Source organism: Candidatus Symbiopectobacterium sp. NZEC127, assembly GCF_025962675.1.
In the GTDB taxonomy this organism is placed as follows: Bacteria; Pseudomonadota; Gammaproteobacteria; order Enterobacterales; family Enterobacteriaceae; genus Symbiopectobacterium.
Window position 1 is genome coordinate 1,203,381 of record NZ_JAGFPG010000001.1, and the last position, 20,559, is coordinate 1,223,939.

Consider the following 20,559-nt stretch of genomic DNA (forward strand, 5'->3'; position numbering starts at 1 on the left):
TAAGTGATTCGGGTGAGTGAACGCAGCCAACGCACCTGCAACGTGAAGTATGACGGGTATAGCAACGCTGTACCCGGAATTTGTATCTAAAGGACTACGTCATGCGCAAAAATCTCCCCATCCTCTCGCAGCGCTATCCATTGGACGCTGAGACACGGCTTATGTCTGTGACCACGCCCGGTAGCTTTATTACCTACGCCAACAAAGACTTTATCCAGGTCAGCGGCTACCACGCCGAGGAGCTAATGGGGGAGCCTCATAATATTATCCGACACCCGGATATGCCGCCATCCGCGTTCGCGGATATGTGGAACACTCTCAAAAAGGGCAACATCTGGACGGGTATCGTCAAAAACCGTCGTAAAAACGGCGAGTTTTACTGGGTTAAGTCGAGCACCACGCCGTTAAAAACGGGCGATCGACTTACCGGGTATATGTCGGTGCGGATTGCCGCTACCCAAGAGGAAATCGCCCAGGCGGAAGCCCTGTATGACCGGGTTAACCGCGGCAAACTGACACGCCAAACCTTTTTTCAAGGCCTGTTAGTCTATCGCGGCCTGTGGGGGTGGTTGAACCTGACAAAAACCTTACCCTTGCGCTGGCGTATTCGTATCTGCTTTCTGCTGTGCAGCCTGTTGCCCCTGTCACTGGCTGGCGCAGCCCTGCATACCACCCCCTCTGCGTCCTTATGGCTGGGGCTGCTTGCCGCCTGCTCCCTCGCAGGCTGCGAATTACTGGTTCGCCAGGTAGCAGCTCCGCTGGCGCATATTTTGCAGCAGGCGATGCGCGCCGCCGCCGGTCAGGCAGACTCCATGGAGCAACTGGATCGCGTCGATGAAATAGGCATGCTGATGCGTGCAGTAAACCAATCCGGCCTGAACTTTCGCACCTTCGTTGACGACGTCAACAGCAACCTGCAAGCGCTGAATGCCGCCTGCCGTGATATTGCAGAGGGTAATCATACGCTGTCGCAATGCTGTGAAGATACCGAGGACAATTTGCAACAGACAGCGGCGTCGGTAGAACAACTCACCGCTACCATTAAAAGCAATGCGGACGCCACATTGCAAGCGTCTCATTTCACACAGGACGTCAATCGGGCGGTCAACAGCGGCGAGGAGGCGGTAGTTCAGGTCTCTGCGACCATGGCGGCGATCACCCAGTCCAGCGCGCGCATTACCGATATTATCCGCGTGCTCGATGACCTTGCCTTTCAGACCAATATTCTGGCACTCAACGCGGCGGTTGAGGCCGCACATGCCGGAGAACAGGGGCGAAGTTTTGCCGTGGTGGCCGGTGAAGTGCGCTCGTTGGCGCAAAAGAGCGCCGCATCGGCGCGCGACATCGCCGCCATCATTGATGAGACGCTTAACACCATCCGCGCCGGTGAACATCAGGTTTCTCATACCCATTCGTCCATGAGCAACATTCTACAGCAGGTGCAGCGTGTCACCAATTTGATGCAAGAGATCAGCCTTGCCACGCAGGAGCAATCACACGGGCTGAATCAGATCAACAGCGCGGTCACCAAGATTGATGAACTGACCCATCAAAATACGGTATTAGCGGGACAGTCGCACAGCGCGACCGATCAGTTGGAGCGACAAATTGCCGATATGGCCCGCGCCATTTCCGTTTTCAACGCCCCGCGTTAATCCCTCCGTTCTGGGCCGGATAGGGACACTGTCCGGTCTTTTTTTCTCACACGAAAAACATTGCTGCACCCTTCAAAATTCTGGACGTCACCTATAATGAATAGGGTCGTTTTTTGTTATTTATCACGCTTCGCCATTATCACAAAAAAGTCATTAGCCTCCTCACGGTTTCCGGTATTTGCGGGTAATCAGCCTGAGCGGGGTTATGTGTATTGTCATTATCATTCGAACCTTTATCGCTGTCGTATTGGCATTAACGAAAAGGACTGGCAAATGCGAAAGAACTTTCCTGTAAGCGACATTCAGTATCCATTAGATGAAAAAGCTAAATTAATGTCGGTCACAACACCGACCGGACATATTACCTATGCCAATGCCGACTTTATTACCGCCAGCGGTTACAGCTCCGACGAAATTCTTCAACAGCCGCACAATATTGTGCGACATCCCGATATGCCGCCTCTGGCATTTGCAGATATGTGGCGTACCCTGAAAGCAGGAAAGCTCTGGACGGCGGTGGTAAAAAATCGGCGAAAAAACGGGGATTATTATTGGGTTAAAGCCAGCTCTACGCCGCTGATGAAAGACGGCGAACTGGCGGGATTCATGTCCGTGCGCACGCCCGTCGGGCAAGAAGACATTCAACAGGCCAGCGCGCTGTATCAGGAAATGAATGATGGCAAGCTCACCTATCGAACCCTTTACCAGGGCGTGTTGATATTTACCGGGCCGCTAAAACTTCTCAGTATCGGCAAAGTCATCCCGTTGCGCTGGCGTATTCGCAGCTATCTCTTGATGTTGTTTGTTTTTACCTTGATGGCCTTATATGTCACCATTCCCATTACGCCGCCGCTCGCCCTCTTTTTGCTGTCATTCTTTTTCGCCACCTTGCTTGCCAGTGAGTTTCTGGTGCGACATATTGCCGCCCCATTAGAAAAAATTCTGTCTCAGGCTATTAACTCTGCATCGGGTCAGGCAGACAACCACTTCCAATTAAATCGTGTCGATGAGGTTGGCATGTTGCTGCGTGCCGTTAATCAATCAGGCATGAATTTTCGCACCTTTGTCGATGACGTGAACGGACAACTGCGAGAAGTGCGCAGCGCCTGTGTGTCCATCGCCCATGACAACCTGACGCTAAGCCAGCGCTGTGAGGATACGGCGCAAAGCCTGCAAAATACCGCAGCGTCAATGGAACAGTTGACCGCTACCGTCAAAAATAACGCGACCGCTTCCCACATGGCTTCGCAGTGTGCCATGGATGCCAACAGCGCCGTTGACGTGGGCGGAAAAGCAGTTCAGCAAGTCGCCAGTACCATGGATACCATGACGCAATCCAGCCAGGCGATTAACGAGATCATTAGCGTGCTGGACAATCTGGCCTTTCAAACCAATATCCTGGCGCTCAACGCCGCCGTGGAAGCCGCGCACGCCGGCGATCAGGGCAGAAGTTTCGCCGTGGTAGCGGGTGAAGTGCGCACATTGGCGCAGCGCAGTGCTATCGCCGCCAAGGACATCGCGAGCATCATTGATACCACCATCGATAACATCAGCCGAAGCGATAAGCTGGTGCACCATACCAGTGATTCGATGGAAAATATTCTCACTCAGGTGCAGCAAGTCACCCAGTTGGTGGGTCAGATCAGTCTGGCAACCCAGGAACAGTCCATCGGACTCAATCAGATTACTGATGCGGTTAATAACATTGACGAGCTAACGCGCCAAAACACGCTGCTGGCGACCCACTCCAGTTCCGCGATTGACTGTCTGGAAAAACAGATCTCCACCATGGCAGATGCCGTTTCTGTGTTCAGCACCGTGCGCAGATAATAACCTGATTTTTCTGTGCTTTCTTTTTCAGCAAACCACCGCGATACCGCAGTCGGTGGTTTGTCTCGCCCTGATTTTCTTGCTAACGTAGCGGAAGTATTCTTGCGGAGAGACGCGTGATGAAAATCGCTATTTACAGCACCAAGCAGTACGACCGTAAATTTTTGGAAAAAGCCAACCAGCAGTTTGGTTACAAGCTTGAATTTTTTGATTTTATGCTGAGTGCGCAAACGGCCAAAACGGCGGTGGGCAGTCAGGCGGTGTGTATTTTTGTCAACGATGACGGCGGCCGCGAGGTGCTAACCGAACTGGCACAACTGGGCGTAAAAACGCTGGCCCTGCGCTGCGCCGGGTTTAATAACGTGGATCTCGAGGCGGCAAAAGAATTGGGCATCGACGTGGTGCGCGTGCCCGCCTATTCACCTGAAGCCGTTGCCGAGCACGCCGTCGGGCTGATGCTGTGCCTCAACCGCCGCATTCATCGTGCCTACCAACGTACCCGCGATGCCAACTTCTCTCTGGAGGGGCTGATTGGATTCAATATGCACCAGCGCACCGCCGGGATCATCGGTACCGGGAAAATAGGCATTGCGGCGATGCGTATCCTGAAAGGATTCGGCATGAAACTGCTGGCTTTCGATCCCTACCCCAATCCTCAGGCGTTGGAACTGGGCGCACAGTACGTGGATTTGCACACGCTGTATGCGCAATCTGATGTCATTTCTCTGCACTGCCCGCTCACCCCGGAGAACCACCATCTGTTGAATGCCGATGCCTTTTCGCAGATGAAAGATGGTGTGATGATCGTTAATACCAGCCGCGGTGGTTTGATTGATTCGCAGGCCGCGATTGACGCTCTGAAACAGCAGAAGATTGGCGCGCTCGGGATGGATGTGTACGAAAACGAACGCGACCTGTTCTTTGTGGATAAATCCAACGATGTGATTTTGGATGACGTGTTCCGTCGTTTATCTTCCTGTCACAACGTGCTGTTTACCGGCCATCAGGCTTTTTTGACCGAAGAGGCTTTGCTCAGCATTTCTCAAACCACCCTGAGCAACATCAAGCAACTTGCCCAAGGTGAATCCTGCCCTAACCAGCTGGACGCATAACCCTGACCGGCGGGCAATAGCAACTCAGCCCGCCGGACACATCCCGTTCAGTAACGATGATTCATCGCAACGCTTACCGTTGGCTAACTGGCAGGTGCCGATATTGCTGCCATTCAATTGCCGAGATTGCGCCATGGTGCCGCCCGCCAACGTACAATTGACCTCTGCCGGCGAGTTGCTTTTCAGCAATAATGCGGTCTCATTCCGGCTTATCGTATTGGCCTCGCTCTGCGCAACCGAATGATTGTCACTGCTGCATGCGGTTACCAGCACAGCGCTGATACCGACCAATAGCCATTGATACCCTTTCATTCATTGGCTCCATTACTTGTTTTATTCTCATTACGTGAGGGTCTTCGCGTCGCTACCGTCGGCATTGCGCGGCAGGTCACGCCACCCGCACTATTATTTTTCTGCTCCACGGGCGGAATGACGACGTGATAATTTTGCGACACACATCACAAAAAACTTGCATTGTGTGACGAAAGTCATATTATAGACAGCAACAAGGCAATAACAGATATCGCCAACTTATTAACGCTATACGGAGTCAACAATGAAAATTCGCGCTTTCTTCAAAGACATCATCGATTCCTATATCAAATTATTCGAAAATGCCCCGAAAGGCGGCTTTTTCTAAGCACCCGTGTTATACGAAAAAAAGCTGCTTCGGCAGCTTTTTTTGTGCCTTACAGCCTCCTTCCGGTCAACAACGCCTTCGCATTAATAGTGGAGGTTGCCCACTCACTGCTTCCCCCATCACCAATCGCCCAATCGGCCTTATCCATACCAGAGAGAGTCGATGACGCCATCACCATCATTGTTCTTTAATCAATGGAAAATATTGCCATGAATATTTTTTCCGTCATGAAACTTATCCAACCAAGAATTTAAAAAACTAAAAATATTATTTATTAATTGGCTCTTCATCTCATAGCCTGTAGAAACCGAGCAATTACTGAAATAAGAGTTCCGGGCGATTAATCATAACGAGTAAAAATCAACTGCATGATTGAAAACATTTCCAAGCGAAGATGCATTCACATAATCAGCATTGATATAATATTTTGAAAATAAAACACCGGATAAATTATAATTCTCCATACTTACCATTTAAACTCAAATAGTTAACTATAGAAACCGTTGGTCACTGTCTTTGATAATGTTAATATTTACATTTCCTTTGAATGATAAAACATAATGATTATCATATCATGCGCGTAAATCTCAGTAGCAAATAACAATCAATGCAAAATATCATAAATCCTTCAAATTAAATACGGTATCGTTATTTGTAACAAAATCAGTGTTATTTAAACTAAGTTAACAATTGAACCAATTCGGTTTTATTTACAATTGTAGTCTTATCAGCTTAAAACTATAGTCTTTACCGACAACGATATAAACCATAGTGTTAAAACTTAGAAATTGATATTTAAAATGGAGTTTCAATGCAGACGAATGCTATCACAAGCACCCATCATGAAAATACCGCCATACAACATTACCATCGTGAAACCCAATCAAATGAGACGCTAAATCAGATATCCACTGTCTCTAACTCTCAAGAAGATCATACGCTACACAAGCCTTGTTCAAGCTCATCCGATACGCAACGATCGTTACTTTGTTCTGTACGTGAATTTTTTTCTCCGTCATCATCAGCATCGACACAGAAAGCAACACCTGAAGAACTGAGGTTCATAGAGGAAGGGAGGTCATTGGTACTAAAAAGTGATAAGTTAATTCAACAAAATCAGCAATACAATAATTTTTCATTTTCCACTGCGCCCTCATGCGGATGGAAAACGATATTTGGATTGGGCTTACTTGCAGGTGCCAGTGTAAGTTGCGGCGCTTTTTTGTGGGCGCGACAACAAAACAATATAGTACCTGGTAATAGTTGCCCACCAAATGACCACTCACCGTTAAGTCCATTTTCAATGCCCCTATCGTCGGCGACACAGTCAACAACCGAAGCTATGCAATTCAGACCCGACACGGATCAATCCGCACAAAAAGCAGAAGCGTTAACCTCAAGCGCGAGTACGATAAAATCAATACAATCAATGAGAAAAAACCCAAGGGGAGATTTTTTTAAACAAACAAAAGTGTGTGATAATTCAACAACTCATTATAAAGATTGCCATGTCAGGCATATTAATACTGATAACTACCAGAGATATTGCTTCCTTTACTCAAAAGAAAAGCCCTGTGAAAATCCAGAGGATGTCAATAAACCAGTGGTGAGAGTGGTCGAACCCCAAAGAAATATAGACACAAAAAAACTTAACATTAAACAAAGGATAAAAAGTACTCAACTCGATAGCTGCACACAAAAGAATAGTTTATGTATACCCTATCCCTTAGAGGAGAACCCTGACATTTACATTCAGAAATGTTATGACTATGAAACCAAGTCCAGTTGTTTGATAAAATTAAAAGACTACCAAACAGAGTAATATTTTAACCAATGCCCGACAAGTCCTCGCCCAATGTGGGTGGGGATGGTGGCACAATTATCGAACTCAGCAGTAAAACGATCTGGCATTCGTCGCCGTAATCCGTACCATACGCGCCATACTTATGCATGCAGGTTGCTTTCTGCAAGAACCAACCCCTGGTTGATCACTACACAAAGGGAGCATGAAAATGCACAATAGGTATATGAAATCTACGGCAAATGGATAGAAGACCTGAATGCAGATCGGGTCGGAATGCTGAATAAACGGCTTTCCCTGTGCATCGATTTGCCCCTGTGGTGCCCCCCAAGCGTTTGGAAAAGAAATAAAATGCAAGAAAATCAACAAATTAATCAAAAACAGCAATACAACCTCAACAAACTGCAAAAGCGTTTACGCCGCAACGTGGGTGAAGCGATCGCTGACTTCAATATGATTGAAGAGGGTGACCGCATTATGGTGTGTCTCTCCGGCGGTAAAGACAGTTACACGCTGCTGGAAATACTGCGTAATCTGCAACAGAGCGCCCCGGTGAATTTTTCACTGGTGGCCGTCAATCTCGATCAGAAACAGCCGGGTTTCCCTGAGCATATTTTGCCGCAGTATCTCGACAGCCTGGGCGTTGAATACAAGATTGTCGAAGAGAACACCTACGGCATCGTGAAGGATAAGATCCCTGAAGGGAAGACCACCTGCTCGCTCTGCTCACGGCTGCGTCGCGGTATTCTCTACCGCACGGCGACCGAGTTGGGAGCCACCAAAATTGCGCTGGGTCACCACCGCGACGATATCCTGCAAACGCTGTTTCTCAATATGTTCTACGGTGGCAAGCTAAAAGGGATGCCGCCCAAGCTGATGAGCGACGACGGTAAACACGTGGTGATTCGCCCATTGGCCTACTGTCGCGAAAAAGATATCGAACGTTTTGCCGAAGCGCGTGCGTTCCCGATCATCCCCTGCAATCTGTGCGGATCGCAGCCTAATCTGCAACGTCAGGTGATCAAGGATATGCTGCGCGATTGGGATAAACGTCATCCCGGTCGCATTGAGACCATGTTCACTGCCATGCAAAACGTGGTGCCTTCCCATTTGGCCGATCATCAGCTTTTCGATTTCAAGGGAATTCAGCACGGCAGCGAAGTGATTGACGGTGGCGATTTGGCGTTCGATCGTGAAACGCTTCCGCTCCAGCCGGTCGGTTGGCACCCCGAGGACGATGCCGTTGCCGAACCAGAGCGCCTTAACGTTATCGAAATCAAATAATGCCAGGGCACTGCGGTGCCCGCCTGACCTTCAGGCAAAAAAATGCCGACATTAACGTCGGCATGGTGTGAATCAATTGTGCTATGCAGTAATTCAAAAAAGGAAGTAAGACAATATGGAGCGCAACGCCCATCGCTTGACGTTGCATTCACCTGCGAGAGTGATAGTGCCGTACCTGAGTGCATGAAATGTTGATATTTCTCAATATATTCAATTTTTTTTGAAGACACTCAACATAATGTGATAGCAAACGCAGTAACTCGTTGGAAAATTTCATAGCCATTTACTGCGCTTTAACCACAGGGCAACGCCCCCCACCAAGGCGAGCAACATCAGGCAGAAGGTGATAAACCCCATGGATGAGCCGCCGCCTGGGATCCCGCCCAGATTGACGCCAAACAGCCCGGTTAAGAAGGTGGTTGGCAAAAATATCATCGCCAACACCGACATACTGTAGGTGCGTCGATTCAGCGCCTCTGTCATCTGTGAGGTAATTTCATCGGCCAGCACGGTGGTACGGGCAACGCTGGCGTCCAGATCGTCCAATCCGCGCCCAAGGCGTTCGGCAATTTCCTGCATCCTGCGGCGATCGTCATCACCCATCCAGGCCAGGCGTTCGCCAGAAAGGCGGGAAAAGACATCGCGCTGCGGTGTCATGTAGCGCCGTAGCACAATCAGTTGCTTGCGAATCAATGCCAGCGTGCCGCGCGCCGGAATTTTCTGCTCCAACAGGTCGTCTTCCAAATCGATGATTTTTTCGTGCAGGTCGTCGATAAATTCACTGGTTTGGTCTGTCAGCGCTTCCGCCACCGACACCAGCCAGCTGCCGCTGTCGGTGGGCCCGTTGCCCTCCTGCAAATCGGTCAGCACATCATTGATAGCGGCAATTTTACGACGGCGCGTTGAGATAATCAGCGTATCCGTGATAAAGACCCGCACGGCCACCAGTTGGTCTGGGCGCGAATCGGCATTGAGGTTGATGCTGCGCAGGGTGATAAGTGTCCCCTCCCCCAGGCGCGTAACCCGAGGGCGTGCACTCTCTCCGGCCAGTAAATTACGAATGCCGTCAGGCAGCAGCGGCGTTTCATTCAACCAGCGCGCACTGCCGGGCAGGCTGTAATCCAGGTGCAGCCAGCAAGGATGCGTGCTATCGACCTGCCCCTCCGCCGAAATCGGTTTGATTCCGCCCTGCCCATCCAACTGGCAGGCATGAACCGCCTCTGAATCCTGCAATATTTTTCCTTCAAACGGCTTCATGTTTTTCTCTCCTACAGCCCTTACGCTACAACATCACAATGACGGTGATACCGTAACGGTTTTACAACAGCTAAAGCCTAGCGATAATTAGATTTTTCGCAAATTCAATCAGTAACAAAATCGCTCCCGGTCGTTACGCGTGTGCTTTATCGTCGAATAGCACATTTTTGACACATATCACTGCCCGTTTGTGAAAACCGGCTACAGTGTAGATGAGCTCTTGTTTCCGCATCAGATGATAAACAGGAGGTGATATGTATAAGACCGTGCTCGTTCCCATCGACATATCTGAAAATGAGTTAACGCAACGCGTTGTTGCGCACGTAGAGGCGTTGGCGAAGCTCCATGACACCTACGTGCACTTTGTTACCGTGCTCCCTTCATACCCCTACTACACCACCCTTGGTGTTACCTATCCTGCCGGGCTGCCCGATATTGAGGAGATGAAACGCAACACCAGCGCGGCATTTACCGAGGTTATCAAGCGTTTTAACCTGCCGGAAGACAGGGTTATGCCTCACATCATGACCGGCACGCCCAAGGAGCAGATCCTGAAGCTTGCTGATTCGCTTGATGCTGACCTCATCATCATAGGCTCCCACCGCCCCAGCGCCACAACCTTTTTACTGGGATCCAACGCGGCCGCCGTGGTGCGACACGCCACCTGTTCGGTGCTTGTCGTTCGCTAGCCGTAGGCAGCCCGCGCAAAACGGGCTGCCTAATCGCTGACAGTTACGACCCGTGTTTCAGGATATAGAGGGTATGGCTGTAAGCCACGTCTTCGGGATTGGTGATCGGGTAGCCTTTTACCCAGGGTTTGATCAAACGGCCGTTAGTGTATTGATAGATAGGGGCGATAGGCGCGGCGTCCAGCAGCAGATTCTCGGCCTGGTTATACAGCGTGTTGCGCGCTGCCGCATCGGTTTTCATGCTGGCATCGTTGACCACGCGATCGTAATCCGCACTGCGAAAACGCGCAATATTTCCACTGTGCGTCGAGGTCAGCAATGACAGAAACGTCGAGGCCTCATTGTAGTCGCCCACCCAGGACGCACGGATCACGTCGAAATCACCGCTGTTGCGGCTATTGATATAGGTTTGCCACTCCTGATTGGTCAACTTGACGTTGACGCCCAGCTTTTGCTTCCACATCGAGGCGATGGCGATAGCGATTTTCTGATGGTTTTCCGCCGTGTTGTACAACAGTGACAGCGTTAGCGGGCGATCGGGCCCGTAGCCTGCCGCGGCCATCAGCGCTTTGGCCTGCATATCCAACTCTTCCTGCGAGTAGTGCTGCAACAGGTTAGCTTCAGGTGTAAAGCCTGCCGTCACATCAGGCGTAAAGCGGTAGGCCGGTTTCTCTCCGGTGCCGAGCACTTTTTCGGCAATGATCTTGCGATCGATCGCATAGGAGAGCGCCCGGCGCACGCGCGCATCATTGGTTGGCGCACGCTGGGTATTAAAGGCGTAGTAGTAGGTTCCCAACTGCTCCGGCGTGTACACCTGCCCCGGCACATCCTTAAGCAGCTTCTGGTACATCTGTTTGGGGAAGGATTCGGTGATATCGATATCGCCCGCCAGATAGCGCTTGGTAGCGTTGGATTCCTGATTGATCGGCACAAAAGTCACCTTGGTCAACCGGGTGTTGGCACGATCCCAGTAGTAAGGGTTAGGCGCCAGCACCAGCTTCTCGTTAACCACACGCTCTTTTAACGCAAAAGCGCCGTTACCCACCAGATTTCCCGGTTTAGTCCAGTCGTTACCAAATTGTTCAACGGTTTTCTGGTGCACCGGAAACAGGCTGAAATGGGCAACGAGGTTAACAAAGTAAGGCACCGGCTTATTCAACTGCACACGTAGCGTATGGGCATCCACCGCCGTCACGCCTAACTGGTCGGGAGCCTGAGTCCCGGCAATGATCTGCTCGGCATTGACGATTCCCGCCAGACGGGCAAACCAGGCGAACGGCGAGGTGTTAGCGGGATCAACCAAACGCCGCCAACTGTAGACAAAATCCTGTGCGGTCACCGCATCGCCATTCGACCAGCGTGCATCATCACGCAGCGTAAACAGAAAGGTGCGGTTGTCATTGGTTTGCCAGCGCAGCGCAACGCCGGGGATCGCCCGTCCTTGTGCGTCCTGATTCAGCAGCCCTTCAAACAGATCGCGCGACACCTGCGCCTCGGGCAAGCCGACCGCTTTAATCGGATCCAGAGAGGCGGGTTCATCTTTGATATGGCGGACAATTTCCTGCTTATCCGCCAATACCGCATCGGCGGGCACGCTGGCCGCCACCGCACTGCCCGTTATCGAGCCCAAAATGACCGCCAGCAGGCTGCGTGATACGCCCCGTTTCAGCCCGGTATTATTAGGGTATTGCATAGCCATTCACCTCATCCATCATCAGGTTACGGTATCAGTCACAGTGTATTGCAACCATGATAGCGGGAAATGGGCTATGCCGCCTTATTGGGTTGGCGCTCTGTGTGTATCAATGCGAAACGGGGCACGAATAAGACTTTTTTCATCACACCGTTTATGATGAAGTAGTCAAATAAATGACCACAATAAGGCTTGGGCATCATCATGACGGGCACGAGTTTACTGACACCGCGCCACCAGCGTGGACCCCTAAAGGTATCCGGTGAACGCTATGGTTCATCCGCGCTGGGCGCGCCGTTACTCTATTTCCCTGCCGAGCACGCCAGCAGCGATACCGGACTGATTCTCGCGGGCACCCACGGCGATGAAGCCGCATCGATCGCCGTCCTCTCCTGCGCCTTGCGTAGCCTGCTCCCCGGACAGCGCCACCAGCATCTGGTGCTGTGCGTTAATCCGGATGGTTGCCAGCTTGGTCTGCGCGCCAACGCCAATGGCGTTGATCTGAACCGGAATTTCCCCACCGGTAACTGGCAGGAGGCCAATACGGTCTACCGCTGGAACAGCGCCACGCCTGAACGCGACGTGCAGCTTTCCACCGGCGCCTATCCCGGCTCCGAGCCTGAAACCCAGGCACTGTGCTTGCTGATTGAACGTCTCGATCCGGCCTGGATTGTCACCTTCCACGAACCGCTTGCCTGCGTTGACGACCCGGACCGTTCTTCGCTGGCAGGATGGCTGTCACAGGCCTTCTCGTTGCCACAGGTCGAGCATATTGGTTATCCCACGCCAGGCTCTTTTGGCAGTTGGTGCGCAGAGCGCCAGTTGCCCTGCATTACCTTAGAGCTGCCCGCCGTTTCCGCCGATGATGCCAGCGAACGCTATCTGTCCCCGTGTGTCACCTTGTTGCAACAAAAGTTTTTATATCAATGTTGCTAATGTTGCCCTACACTGATGACCGTGTTAACCACCTGTAATTGAAGGACAAAGAAATGTCAAAAAATGTGCATTTTCAAGGCAATCCTGTCACTGTAGCCGGAAGCTTTCCTGAAAAAGGCGGTAAGGCTCCTGCCTTCACACTGGTTGCCAAGGACCTTTCCGATGTCGCGCTCACCCAGTTCGCCGGTAAGCGTAAAATCCTGAATATCTTCCCAAGTATCGATACGGGTGTCTGCGCCGCTTCCGTGCGCAAATTTAACCAATTGGCTTCTGAGCTGGATAACACTGTAGTGCTGTGTATCTCCGCCGATCTGCCGTTTGCACAATCGCGGTTCTGCGGTGCAGAAGGTCTGAACAACGTGGTCGTGCTCTCTTTGCTGCGCGGTGCGGAATTCAAGGACAACTACGGCGTCGCTATCGCCGCTGGCCCGCTGCACGGGCTGACCGCGCGCGCTGTGGTGGTGTTGGATGAGCAAGATAACGTGCTGCACAGCGAGTTGGTGAACGAGATCACCACCGAACCTGATTATGATGCCGCGCTGGCCGCACTGAAATAAGCCTCAGCGGATAAAAAGAAACGGCTGCCAAGGCAGCCGTTTTTGTTGGTTACTCATCCGCCTCATCGGTGGATTTTCGCTGGCTCAAGCCGTATTCACGCAATTTGTTGGCAATGGCGGTATGGGAAACACCCAGACGTTTTGCCAGTTTACGCGTGCTGGGATAAGCCTGATAAAGGCGGGTCAGCACCGAGCGTTCAAAGCGCTTGCTGATATCATCCAGTGAACCTTCAAGCAAATCATCGCTCTGTACGGTATCGAGAGTGAACGAAGGAAGATCGATATCCTGCACGCGCAGTTCACGCCCTTCCAACTGAGTCAATGCACGATACACCGTGTTCTTCAACTGGCGCACATTACCCGGCCACCCGTACTGCGGAAGCAGATGATACAGTTCCGGCGCAATGCGTGGTCGGGCAATGCCCTGTTCATCGGCAAAACGCGCCACAAACAGTTCGGTGAGCGCCATGATATCTGCCGGACGGTCGCGCAGTGGCGGCAAGGTGAGCATCAGTACGTTAAGCCGGTAATAGAGATCTTCACGAAACTCACCGCGCTGCACCAGCTCCAGCAGGTTTTTCTGCGTGGCGCAAATCACCCGGACATTAACGTGCACCTCGTGCTCTTCCCCTACCCGACGGAAGGTGCCGTCATTGAGAAAACGCAGCAGCTTGGTTTGCATCTGCGGCGACATTTCACCCACCTGATCCAGCAGCACCGAACCGCCATTGGCCTGCTCAAAGAAGCCTTTTTTGCCTTCCAGCGCATTGGGATAAGCGCCCGGTGCGTGGCCGTACAGTTCACTTTCCATCACATCGTCAGGCAGTGAAGCACAATTGAGCGCCAGGAAAGGCTTTTTGCCGCGAGAACTGCGCAGATGACACGCACGGGCCAGCATATCTTTACCGGTTCCGGTATCACCCACGATCAGCAGCGGCGCATCGAGCATCGCCAACTTTTTGCCTTGCTCAACCACCTGCCGCATTTTCGGGCTGACGGCGACGATATGATTAAATTCATTCTCATCGTTAACCGCCAGATCTTGTAACTGACGGCCCATGCGCACCGCCGATTTCAGCATGACCAGCGCACCAGCAATCACGCTTTCGCCCGCTTCATTATCCAAGTGCACCGGCGTGATTTCCAACAGGAAATCCTGCCCGCGAATCACCACACGCTCCGCTTCCAGCCTGCGCTCATCGTGCTCCAGCCAGCGTGTGAAGTTGTAATTGGGGATCAACTGGCTAATGGTGACCGCACTGATGCTGTCAGCCGATTGCTCAAACAGCGCCAACATCGCTGGATTGAACAATTCAATGTTGCCTTTCAGATCGAGAGAGAAAACCGGCTCAGGCATCGATTCCAACACGGCACTCATCGCCCGTTGCTCTCGCTCGGAAGGCATGAACGCCACGGTGCGCACATCGCGCACGCTTTCGATCCGTCGAATTTCCGCCATCAGTACGCGAAAATCATCAAATCCGAGCGTGGCAAAATTCAGGTAAATCCGTCCGGCGGGGTCAATTTCAATGCCCCGCAAATCAATAGCGCGCGAGGCCAGTAAATCTAACAACTCGCGCGTCAGGCCAATTCGATCTTCACAAAAGACTTCCAGACGCATTAACAGCTACCTTCTTCCAGGGGAATGGATATCACAGGCATCATACCGCGTCCCCTTCCACGGATGAAGCCACCTGTCAGCAAAAGTTGACAGGTGGCAACATCTTTTTTTCCGTTGACGGTGTTTCGAGCGTTCGTGGGCGTTACGGCGGCGTTGGTGTGGATTTTTTTTGCACCACGGCCTTGATCTGCCCGACCAATTCACGCCGGAAATCCCCAAGCTGCGGCTTATCGTCAAGCCAGGGCAATGGCCGACAGAGCTCCATGGCCTTGATGCCCAGTCGCGCGGTCAGCAAACCGGCGCCAATGCCCTGTGCGGCGCGGGCCGAAAGGCGCGCAGCCAGATCCTGCGACATCCAGTCCATACCGATTTCACGCACCATTTCTGACGCGCCAGCGAAAGCGATATTCAACAACACCAATTTAAACAGGCGAATGCGGCTAAAGTAGCCCAGCTCAATACCGTAGAGCGCGGCAATGCGATTGATCAGGCGCAGGTTACGCCAGGCAATAAAGGCCATGTCCACCAGTGCCAGCGGGCTGACCGCAATCATCAGCGTCGATTCGGCGGCCGAACGGCTGATCTCGCGACGTGCGCGGTTATCCAACACCGGTTGCACCAGATTGGCGTAAAGCACCAGTACTTCTTTGTCGTTATGCGTTTCATGCAGCGACGCACGCCAACGCTGGAGTGCGGGATGCCCGCTATCCAACCCGGCCTGCTGCGCCAGTCTTTCACAAAAATCTCGCCCCTGCCCGACACCGTGACTGCCGAGCAGCTCACGGGCTTTATCGCGCGCTTCGGCGCGGGCCCGCAACCGGTACAAGCGCCGCCACTCCGCCATCAGGGAGCCCGCACCGGCGACCACGATCATCCCGCCCGCTGCCAAGCCGCCCAGCGTGATCCACTGCTGTTCCAGCCAAGCGGTATGTACCGATTGAATGCCCTGCGCAACCGCGCTGGCACCGAATAAGGTGACGCCCGCCAGCACCAGTTTGCGCCACAGACTGCGACGGGGTCGCAATGCGGCTTCAACGGCGGCTTCCGCCTCGCCCTCACTGTTCAACGCCACTTCCGGCAGCGTCGGGGCAAAGTGACGCGACGCATCATCATCAAAGGCGACGGTACTGCGCAAGCGGGGTGCGGTTGCCGAAGGTGCCTCATCATCAAAGGTGATGCGCGGCTTTAGCGGTTCACTCATCGCAATTTATCCCCCAATAAAAATTCCATGACGCTGTCCAGCCGAATGTGCGGCAGCGGCGTATCAATGTTCATCGCTTGAGGTCGAAAATCTTCAAAATGGAAACCCTGTTGCTGCCAAAAGGCGGCACCGGGCAAACGCGCGGGCACTTCACCGGGATAGATCGTCAACGGTTCGCCGTCGCCAAGACGATGTCCGCGCAGCGCGGGCAGGTTCTGCCCGTGATACTCCACGATACCGCTTTGGGTTGACTGCACGGATGCAATGCCCGCGCAATCCATGGTGATGCCTTCAAACGCCGCGTTCTGCCAGGCTTCCTGTACCAGTTGCTGCAAGAGCGACACCAGATTGGCATGCTGATCCGCCGTGATATGGTCCGCTTTGCTGGCCGCAAACATCAGTTTATCGATGCACGGCGAAAATAGACGGCGCAGCAAGGTGCGTTTGCCGTAATGGAAACTTTGCATCAGTTGCGTCAGCGCCAGACGCATATCGGTAAAAGCGTGCAGTCCGCGGTTGAGCGGTTGCAGGCAATCCACCAACACAATCTGGCGGTCAAAACGTGAAAAGTAGTGTTTGTAAAACCCTTTCACCACCGACTGGCAGTAATAGTCATAACGACGGCGCAGCATGCCGAGCGTGCTTTTTTCATCCGCCTGCGCCAGCGCGACGTCACCGAGCTGCTGTGCCTGTGGCCACGGGAAAAATTGCAGAACCGGCGCACCGGCCAATTCCCCCGGCAGCACAAAGCGCCCCGGCTGAATAAAATGCAGCCCCTCTTGCTTGCAGCGCAGCAGGTAATCGGTGTAGCGCTGCGCAATCTCGGCCAGCAGATTTTCATCCGCAGGCGCCAGCGGATCGAGTTTGTTGCACAGATCTAACCACGGCTTGGCCCACAGGGCGCGCTCACCTTGCAACAACCCGAGCATTTGCCGCGACCAGGCAAGATAATTTTGCTCCAACAGCGGCAAATCCAGCAACCACTCACCGGGATAATCGACAATTTCCAGATAGAGCGTGGAGGTATCCTTAAAGTGGCGCAGCAGCGAATCGTTGGAGCGGTAGCGCAGCGCCAGGCAGATTTCGCTGACGCCGCGCGTCGGCGTCGGCCACTGCGGCGGATCGCCAAACAGCGACATCATGCCTTCGTCATAGGCAAAGCGCGGCACCGCCAGATTTCGCTGAGGAACCCGCTTTGCGCCAAGCAATCGCCCTTCCCGCACCGCGGAAAAAAGCGGCAACTGCGCGCCGTTGTGTACGTTGAGCAGTTGGTTGACAAATCCGGTAATGAAGGCGGTTTTACCGCTGCGGCTCAGTCCGGTGACAGCCAACCGCAGTTGGCGATCCACGCTGCGGTTAACCAGGGCTTCAAATTCATGCTGTAAATGATGCAAAGGTTGCTGTAAGGGCAATCCGTCACTCCTTGTTCTATACCTCATGATTCATGCGCCAGTAGGTGACATCACAGTTGACGAAAACGGCTTTGTACCGCAAAGGTATCCGAGGTGACATAACGCTCCATGTCACGCAGGCGCGCTTCACTGTCACGCAGTACCGCATCGGCCTCGTTCAGCGTTTGACTGGGTCGCACGGCGTCATCGTCGTGGTCATAAGCGCCCGCTGGTGCCGGGTCGAGAACAAAGGTCAGCACGATATACGCCACCAGCGTAAAGAAAAACAGGCCAAAGAACAGCGACAGCACCACAATAACGCGCAGCAGTTTCACCGGCACATCCAGATAGCGCGCCAGTCCGGCGCACACGCCTTTGATCATGCCCTCTTGCGGTAACCGGTACAGCTTGCGCCCGTGCGAATTCATCATCGCGTTCAATTTTCCTTTTATCATGATTGCCTCCAGTGGGGATGTTCTGCATCCAGAATCTCTTCCAGTGCCTGGATCCGCTCGCGCATCTGCTTTGCCTCTTGAGACAGCGCGGTCAAACGCTGGAGATCGCCTTGCCCCCAGGATGCCGCCCCTTGCGCCGCGTCACGTTGCTTGCGCTGACTGTAGTGCAGCCAAAGCCATACCGGGGCCACGAACAACATGAAAATGGTCAGTGGGATGGCAAGAAACAAAGCGCTCATTATATCTCCTTGATAGGCGTGTTAGTGTAGTGCGAGCGGCCCAACAGACTGGCCGCCATCAGGCTTCCGGTTTGATTTTTGCTTTTAACGCAGCCAACTGGGCGCTGATTTCATCATCAGCCTGCAATTCGGCAAATTGCTGATCCAGCGATTTCTGCTTACCGAAACCGACGCTCTCTGCTTCTGCTTCCATTGAATCAATGCGGCGTTCAAACTGTTCAAAACGGGCCATCGCTTCATCCAGTTTACCGCTATCGAGTTGACGGCGCACATCGCGAGAGGAAGAGGCCGCCTGATGACGCAGCGACAGCGCCTGCTGGCGGGCACGGGTTTCCGTGAGTTTGTTTTCCAGCTCGCCAATTTCACGTTTCATGCGGGTCAGCGTTTCGTCTACATTTTCCGCTTCACGGGTTAGCACCGCAATCACGTCGGCCAGTTTCTGCTTTTCAAGCAGCGCCGCACGCGCCAAATCGTCTTTGTCTTTGCGCAACGCCAGTTCAGCTTTTTCCTGCCATTGCCCCTGCTGGGATTCAGCCTGCTCGACACGGCGCGCGATCTGTTTTTTCTCCGCCAGCGCCCGCGCTGACGTGGAGCGTACTTCTACCAGTGTGTCTTCCATTTCCTGGATCATCAAGCGCACCAGCTTTTGCGGATCTTCCGCTTTGTCCAGTAACGAATTGATGTTCGCGTTTACGATATCGGCAAAACGAGAAAAAATACCCATTACAGTGTCCTCTTGGTCATGTCACAGTGCGCATGCACTGGGTGGTGATGTTGATTCGTCATGCTTGATGTCGACCAACCTTAGCGTTCCCTCTTGCTATTACAAGATGCATGCCAACATTGCGATAAACCTATCTAATTGTAATTATTGATTATTATTTTTTTGACAAATCAGCCTCATCGGATAGATTAGTAAAATACACCAACAATTAGCAAAATTAACCGCAACAAAAGGTGACATCTGATGGATAAAGGCCAGGAAAATCTGCTGGGTGAAGCCAACAGCTTTGTTGAGATGCTGGAGCAGGTTTCACAATTGGCGCAGCTCACCAAGCCTGTGCTGGTATTAGGTGAACGCGGCACCGGCAAGGAGTTGATTGCCAGCCGCCTGCACTATCTGTCGCCACGGTGGCAAGGCCCGTTTATCTCCCTGAACTGCGCGGCGCTCAATGAGAATCTGCTTGATTCAGAGCTGTTTGGCCATGAAGCCGGGGCGTTTACCGGGGCGCAACGCCGTCATCTGGGCCGTTTTGAGCGCGCCGACGGCGGCACGCTGTTCCTCGATGAGCTGGCAACCGCGCCGATGCTGGTGCAAGAGAAATTGCTGCGCGTCATCGAATATGGCGTTTTGGAGCGCGTGGGAGGCAGCCAGCCGCTTCAGGTTGATGTGCGTCTGGTGTGTGCCACCAATGAAGATCTGCCCGCACTCGCTGCTGCTGGCAAGTTTCGCGCCGATCTGCTCGACAGGCTTGCCTTTGATGTGGTGCAACTGCCCCCGCTGCGCGAACGTCAGCAGGATATCATGTTACTGGCAGAACACTTCGCTATCCAAATGTGCCGGGAATTGCATCTGCCGTTGTTTACCGGGTTCTCTGCACGCGCTCGTCATGCCCTATTACAATACGCCTGGCCCGGCAACGTGCGTGAATTGAAAAACGTGGTAGAGCGTTCGGTCTATCGGCACGGGGCGACCGCCGAACCACTGGATGCCATTATCATTAACCCGTTTCAACGCACCGTTGAACCGCCCATCGCCGACACCGCCGAGGACACCACACTGCCGCGTCTGCCGTTGGCGTTACGCGAATGGCAACAGACGCAAGAAAAAGCGCTGATCGAGCAGGCGTTGTCTCAAGCGCGTTTTAACCAGCGCAAAGCGGCTACGCTACTCGGGTTAACCTACCATCAGTTGCGTGGACTGCTGAAAAAACATGATATCGCCAGCGCAGAGGCGTAAACCGCAGGCAAAAAAAAGCCAGCAAACGCTGGCTAAAATAATACTGGAAGCAATGTGAGCAATGTCGTGCTCCCCTTGCGCGCTTACTTGAAGCCGTTTGGAGTGCGAGATGAATGATAATAGTTATCAGTATCAGTTGTAAAGCACTTTGTTGAGAATTTTTCTCATTTCCGTAGTAACGGTAGGGTTCTTCTCTGTTTACCCTGGCGACCCGATACGCTCTTCGGGCTGTCGATCA

19 protein-coding genes and 1 pseudogene are annotated in these 20,559 nt (G+C 52.7%); 10 read left to right on the forward strand and 10 right to left on the reverse strand.

The genetic code is table 11. The annotated features are described in order from the left end of the window. Positions 1 to 101 precede the first annotated feature (101 nt). From J5069_RS05400 to J5069_RS05410, 3 genes are all read left to right on the forward strand, one after another. Positions 102 to 1,655 (forward strand): methyl-accepting chemotaxis protein, encoded by a 1,554-nt coding sequence (locus J5069_RS05400; protein WP_264642887.1) that lies wholly within the window; start codon positions 102 to 104, stop codon positions 1,653 to 1,655. 273 nt (positions 1,656 to 1,928) lie between these two features. Continuing rightward, positions 1,929 to 3,485, forward strand: coding sequence for a methyl-accepting chemotaxis protein (locus tag J5069_RS05405; protein WP_264642888.1), 1,557 nt, complete (start codon positions 1,929 to 1,931; stop codon positions 3,483 to 3,485). 119 nt (positions 3,486 to 3,604) lie between these two features. After that, the gene (locus J5069_RS05410; RefSeq protein WP_264642889.1) at positions 3,605 to 4,597 is read left to right on the forward strand and encodes a 2-hydroxyacid dehydrogenase; all 993 of its coding nucleotides are present in this window, start codon (positions 3,605 to 3,607) and stop codon (positions 4,595 to 4,597) included. A gap of 24 nt (positions 4,598 to 4,621) precedes the next feature. On the opposite strand, the gene J5069_RS05415 is transcribed toward J5069_RS05410, so the two are convergent. Both J5069_RS05415 and J5069_RS05420 read right to left on the reverse strand, forming a co-directional pair. Continuing rightward, positions 4,622 to 4,909, reverse strand: coding sequence for a DUF333 domain-containing protein (locus J5069_RS05415; RefSeq protein WP_264629310.1), 288 nt, complete (start codon positions 4,907 to 4,909; stop codon positions 4,622 to 4,624). A 377-nt stretch (positions 4,910 to 5,286) separates the two neighbouring features. Then, positions 5,287 to 5,409 carry a hypothetical protein gene (locus tag J5069_RS05420; RefSeq protein ID WP_264642890.1) on the reverse strand — a complete coding sequence of 41 codons (123 nt, stop codon included), beginning with the start codon at positions 5,407 to 5,409 and terminating at the stop codon, positions 5,287 to 5,289. A gap of 639 nt (positions 5,410 to 6,048) precedes the next feature. On the opposite strand from J5069_RS05420, the gene J5069_RS05425 reads away from it, so the two are divergent. The 3 genes and pseudogenes from J5069_RS05425 to ttcA all read left to right on the forward strand — a co-directional run bounded on the left by J5069_RS05425 (position 6,049) and on the right by ttcA (position 8,322). Beyond that, positions 6,049 to 7,059, forward strand: coding sequence for a hypothetical protein (locus tag J5069_RS05425; protein WP_264642891.1), 1,011 nt, complete (start codon positions 6,049 to 6,051; stop codon positions 7,057 to 7,059). A gap of 63 nt (positions 7,060 to 7,122) precedes the next feature. Further along, positions 7,123 to 7,335, forward strand: a pseudogene (locus J5069_RS05430) (site-specific integrase); the annotation flags it as partial. A 54-nt stretch (positions 7,336 to 7,389) separates the two neighbouring features. Next, positions 7,390 to 8,322 carry a tRNA 2-thiocytidine(32) synthetase TtcA gene (ttcA, locus tag J5069_RS05435; RefSeq protein ID WP_264643736.1) on the forward strand — a complete coding sequence of 311 codons (933 nt, stop codon included), beginning with the start codon at positions 7,390 to 7,392 and terminating at the stop codon, positions 8,320 to 8,322. A gap of 273 nt (positions 8,323 to 8,595) precedes the next feature. Here ttcA and zntB read toward each other — a convergent pair whose 3' ends face one another. After that, positions 8,596 to 9,579, reverse strand: a complete 984-nt coding sequence (gene zntB, locus J5069_RS05440) for a zinc transporter ZntB (RefSeq protein WP_264642892.1) — start codon at positions 9,577 to 9,579, stop codon at positions 8,596 to 8,598. Between the two features lie 254 nt (positions 9,580 to 9,833). On the opposite strand from zntB, the gene uspF reads away from it, so the two are divergent. After that, positions 9,834 to 10,268, forward strand: coding sequence for a universal stress protein UspF (uspF, locus tag J5069_RS05445; RefSeq protein WP_264642893.1), 435 nt, complete (start codon positions 9,834 to 9,836; stop codon positions 10,266 to 10,268). Between the two features lie 43 nt (positions 10,269 to 10,311). Here uspF and J5069_RS05450 read toward each other — a convergent pair whose 3' ends face one another. Continuing rightward, complete coding sequence (locus tag J5069_RS05450) at positions 10,312 to 11,961, reverse strand: peptide ABC transporter substrate-binding protein (RefSeq protein ID WP_319801657.1); 1,650 nt, start codon at positions 11,959 to 11,961, stop codon at positions 10,312 to 10,314. 204 nt (positions 11,962 to 12,165) lie between these two features. Between J5069_RS05450 and mpaA the strand changes: the two genes are divergently transcribed. Together mpaA and tpx are read left to right on the forward strand one after the other, a co-directional pair. Beyond that, complete coding sequence (mpaA, locus tag J5069_RS05455; protein WP_264642894.1) at positions 12,166 to 12,897, forward strand: murein tripeptide amidase MpaA; 732 nt, start codon at positions 12,166 to 12,168, stop codon at positions 12,895 to 12,897. A 53-nt stretch (positions 12,898 to 12,950) separates the two neighbouring features. After that, positions 12,951 to 13,454 carry a thiol peroxidase gene (gene tpx / locus J5069_RS05460; protein WP_264642895.1) on the forward strand — a complete coding sequence of 168 codons (504 nt, stop codon included), beginning with the start codon at positions 12,951 to 12,953 and terminating at the stop codon, positions 13,452 to 13,454. 49 nt (positions 13,455 to 13,503) lie between these two features. On the opposite strand, the gene tyrR is transcribed toward tpx, so the two are convergent. The 6 genes from tyrR to pspA all read right to left on the reverse strand — a co-directional run bounded on the left by tyrR (position 13,504) and on the right by pspA (position 19,085). Beyond that, positions 13,504 to 15,075 (reverse strand): transcriptional regulator TyrR, encoded by a 1,572-nt coding sequence (gene tyrR, locus J5069_RS05465; RefSeq protein ID WP_264642896.1) that lies wholly within the window; start codon positions 15,073 to 15,075, stop codon positions 13,504 to 13,506. Between the two features lie 142 nt (positions 15,076 to 15,217). After that, positions 15,218 to 16,276, reverse strand: coding sequence for a YcjF family protein (locus tag J5069_RS05470; RefSeq protein WP_264642897.1), 1,059 nt, complete (start codon positions 16,274 to 16,276; stop codon positions 15,218 to 15,220). Next, complete coding sequence (locus J5069_RS05475) at positions 16,273 to 17,670, reverse strand: YcjX family protein (RefSeq protein ID WP_264643738.1); 1,398 nt, start codon at positions 17,668 to 17,670, stop codon at positions 16,273 to 16,275. The genes J5069_RS05470 and J5069_RS05475 overlap by 4 nt, the downstream gene beginning before the upstream one ends. A 68-nt stretch (positions 17,671 to 17,738) precedes the next feature. After that, positions 17,739 to 18,098 (reverse strand): envelope stress response membrane protein PspC, encoded by a 360-nt coding sequence (gene pspC / locus J5069_RS05480; protein WP_264643739.1) that lies wholly within the window; start codon positions 18,096 to 18,098, stop codon positions 17,739 to 17,741. A gap of 20 nt (positions 18,099 to 18,118) precedes the next feature. Further along, positions 18,119 to 18,361, reverse strand: a complete 243-nt coding sequence (gene pspB, locus J5069_RS05485) for an envelope stress response membrane protein PspB (protein WP_264642898.1) — start codon at positions 18,359 to 18,361, stop codon at positions 18,119 to 18,121. A gap of 58 nt (positions 18,362 to 18,419) precedes the next feature. After that, the gene (gene pspA / locus J5069_RS05490) at positions 18,420 to 19,085 is read right to left on the reverse strand and encodes a phage shock protein PspA (protein WP_264624540.1); all 666 of its coding nucleotides are present in this window, start codon (positions 19,083 to 19,085) and stop codon (positions 18,420 to 18,422) included. Positions 19,086 to 19,328: 243 nt separating this feature from the next. Here pspA and pspF point away from each other — a divergent pair, with 243 nt between their 5' ends. After that, on the forward strand, positions 19,329 to 20,321 hold the full coding sequence (gene pspF, locus J5069_RS05495) for a phage shock protein operon transcriptional activator (protein ID WP_264642899.1): 993 nt from the start codon (positions 19,329 to 19,331) through the stop codon (positions 20,319 to 20,321). Positions 20,322 to 20,559 lie beyond the last annotated feature (238 nt).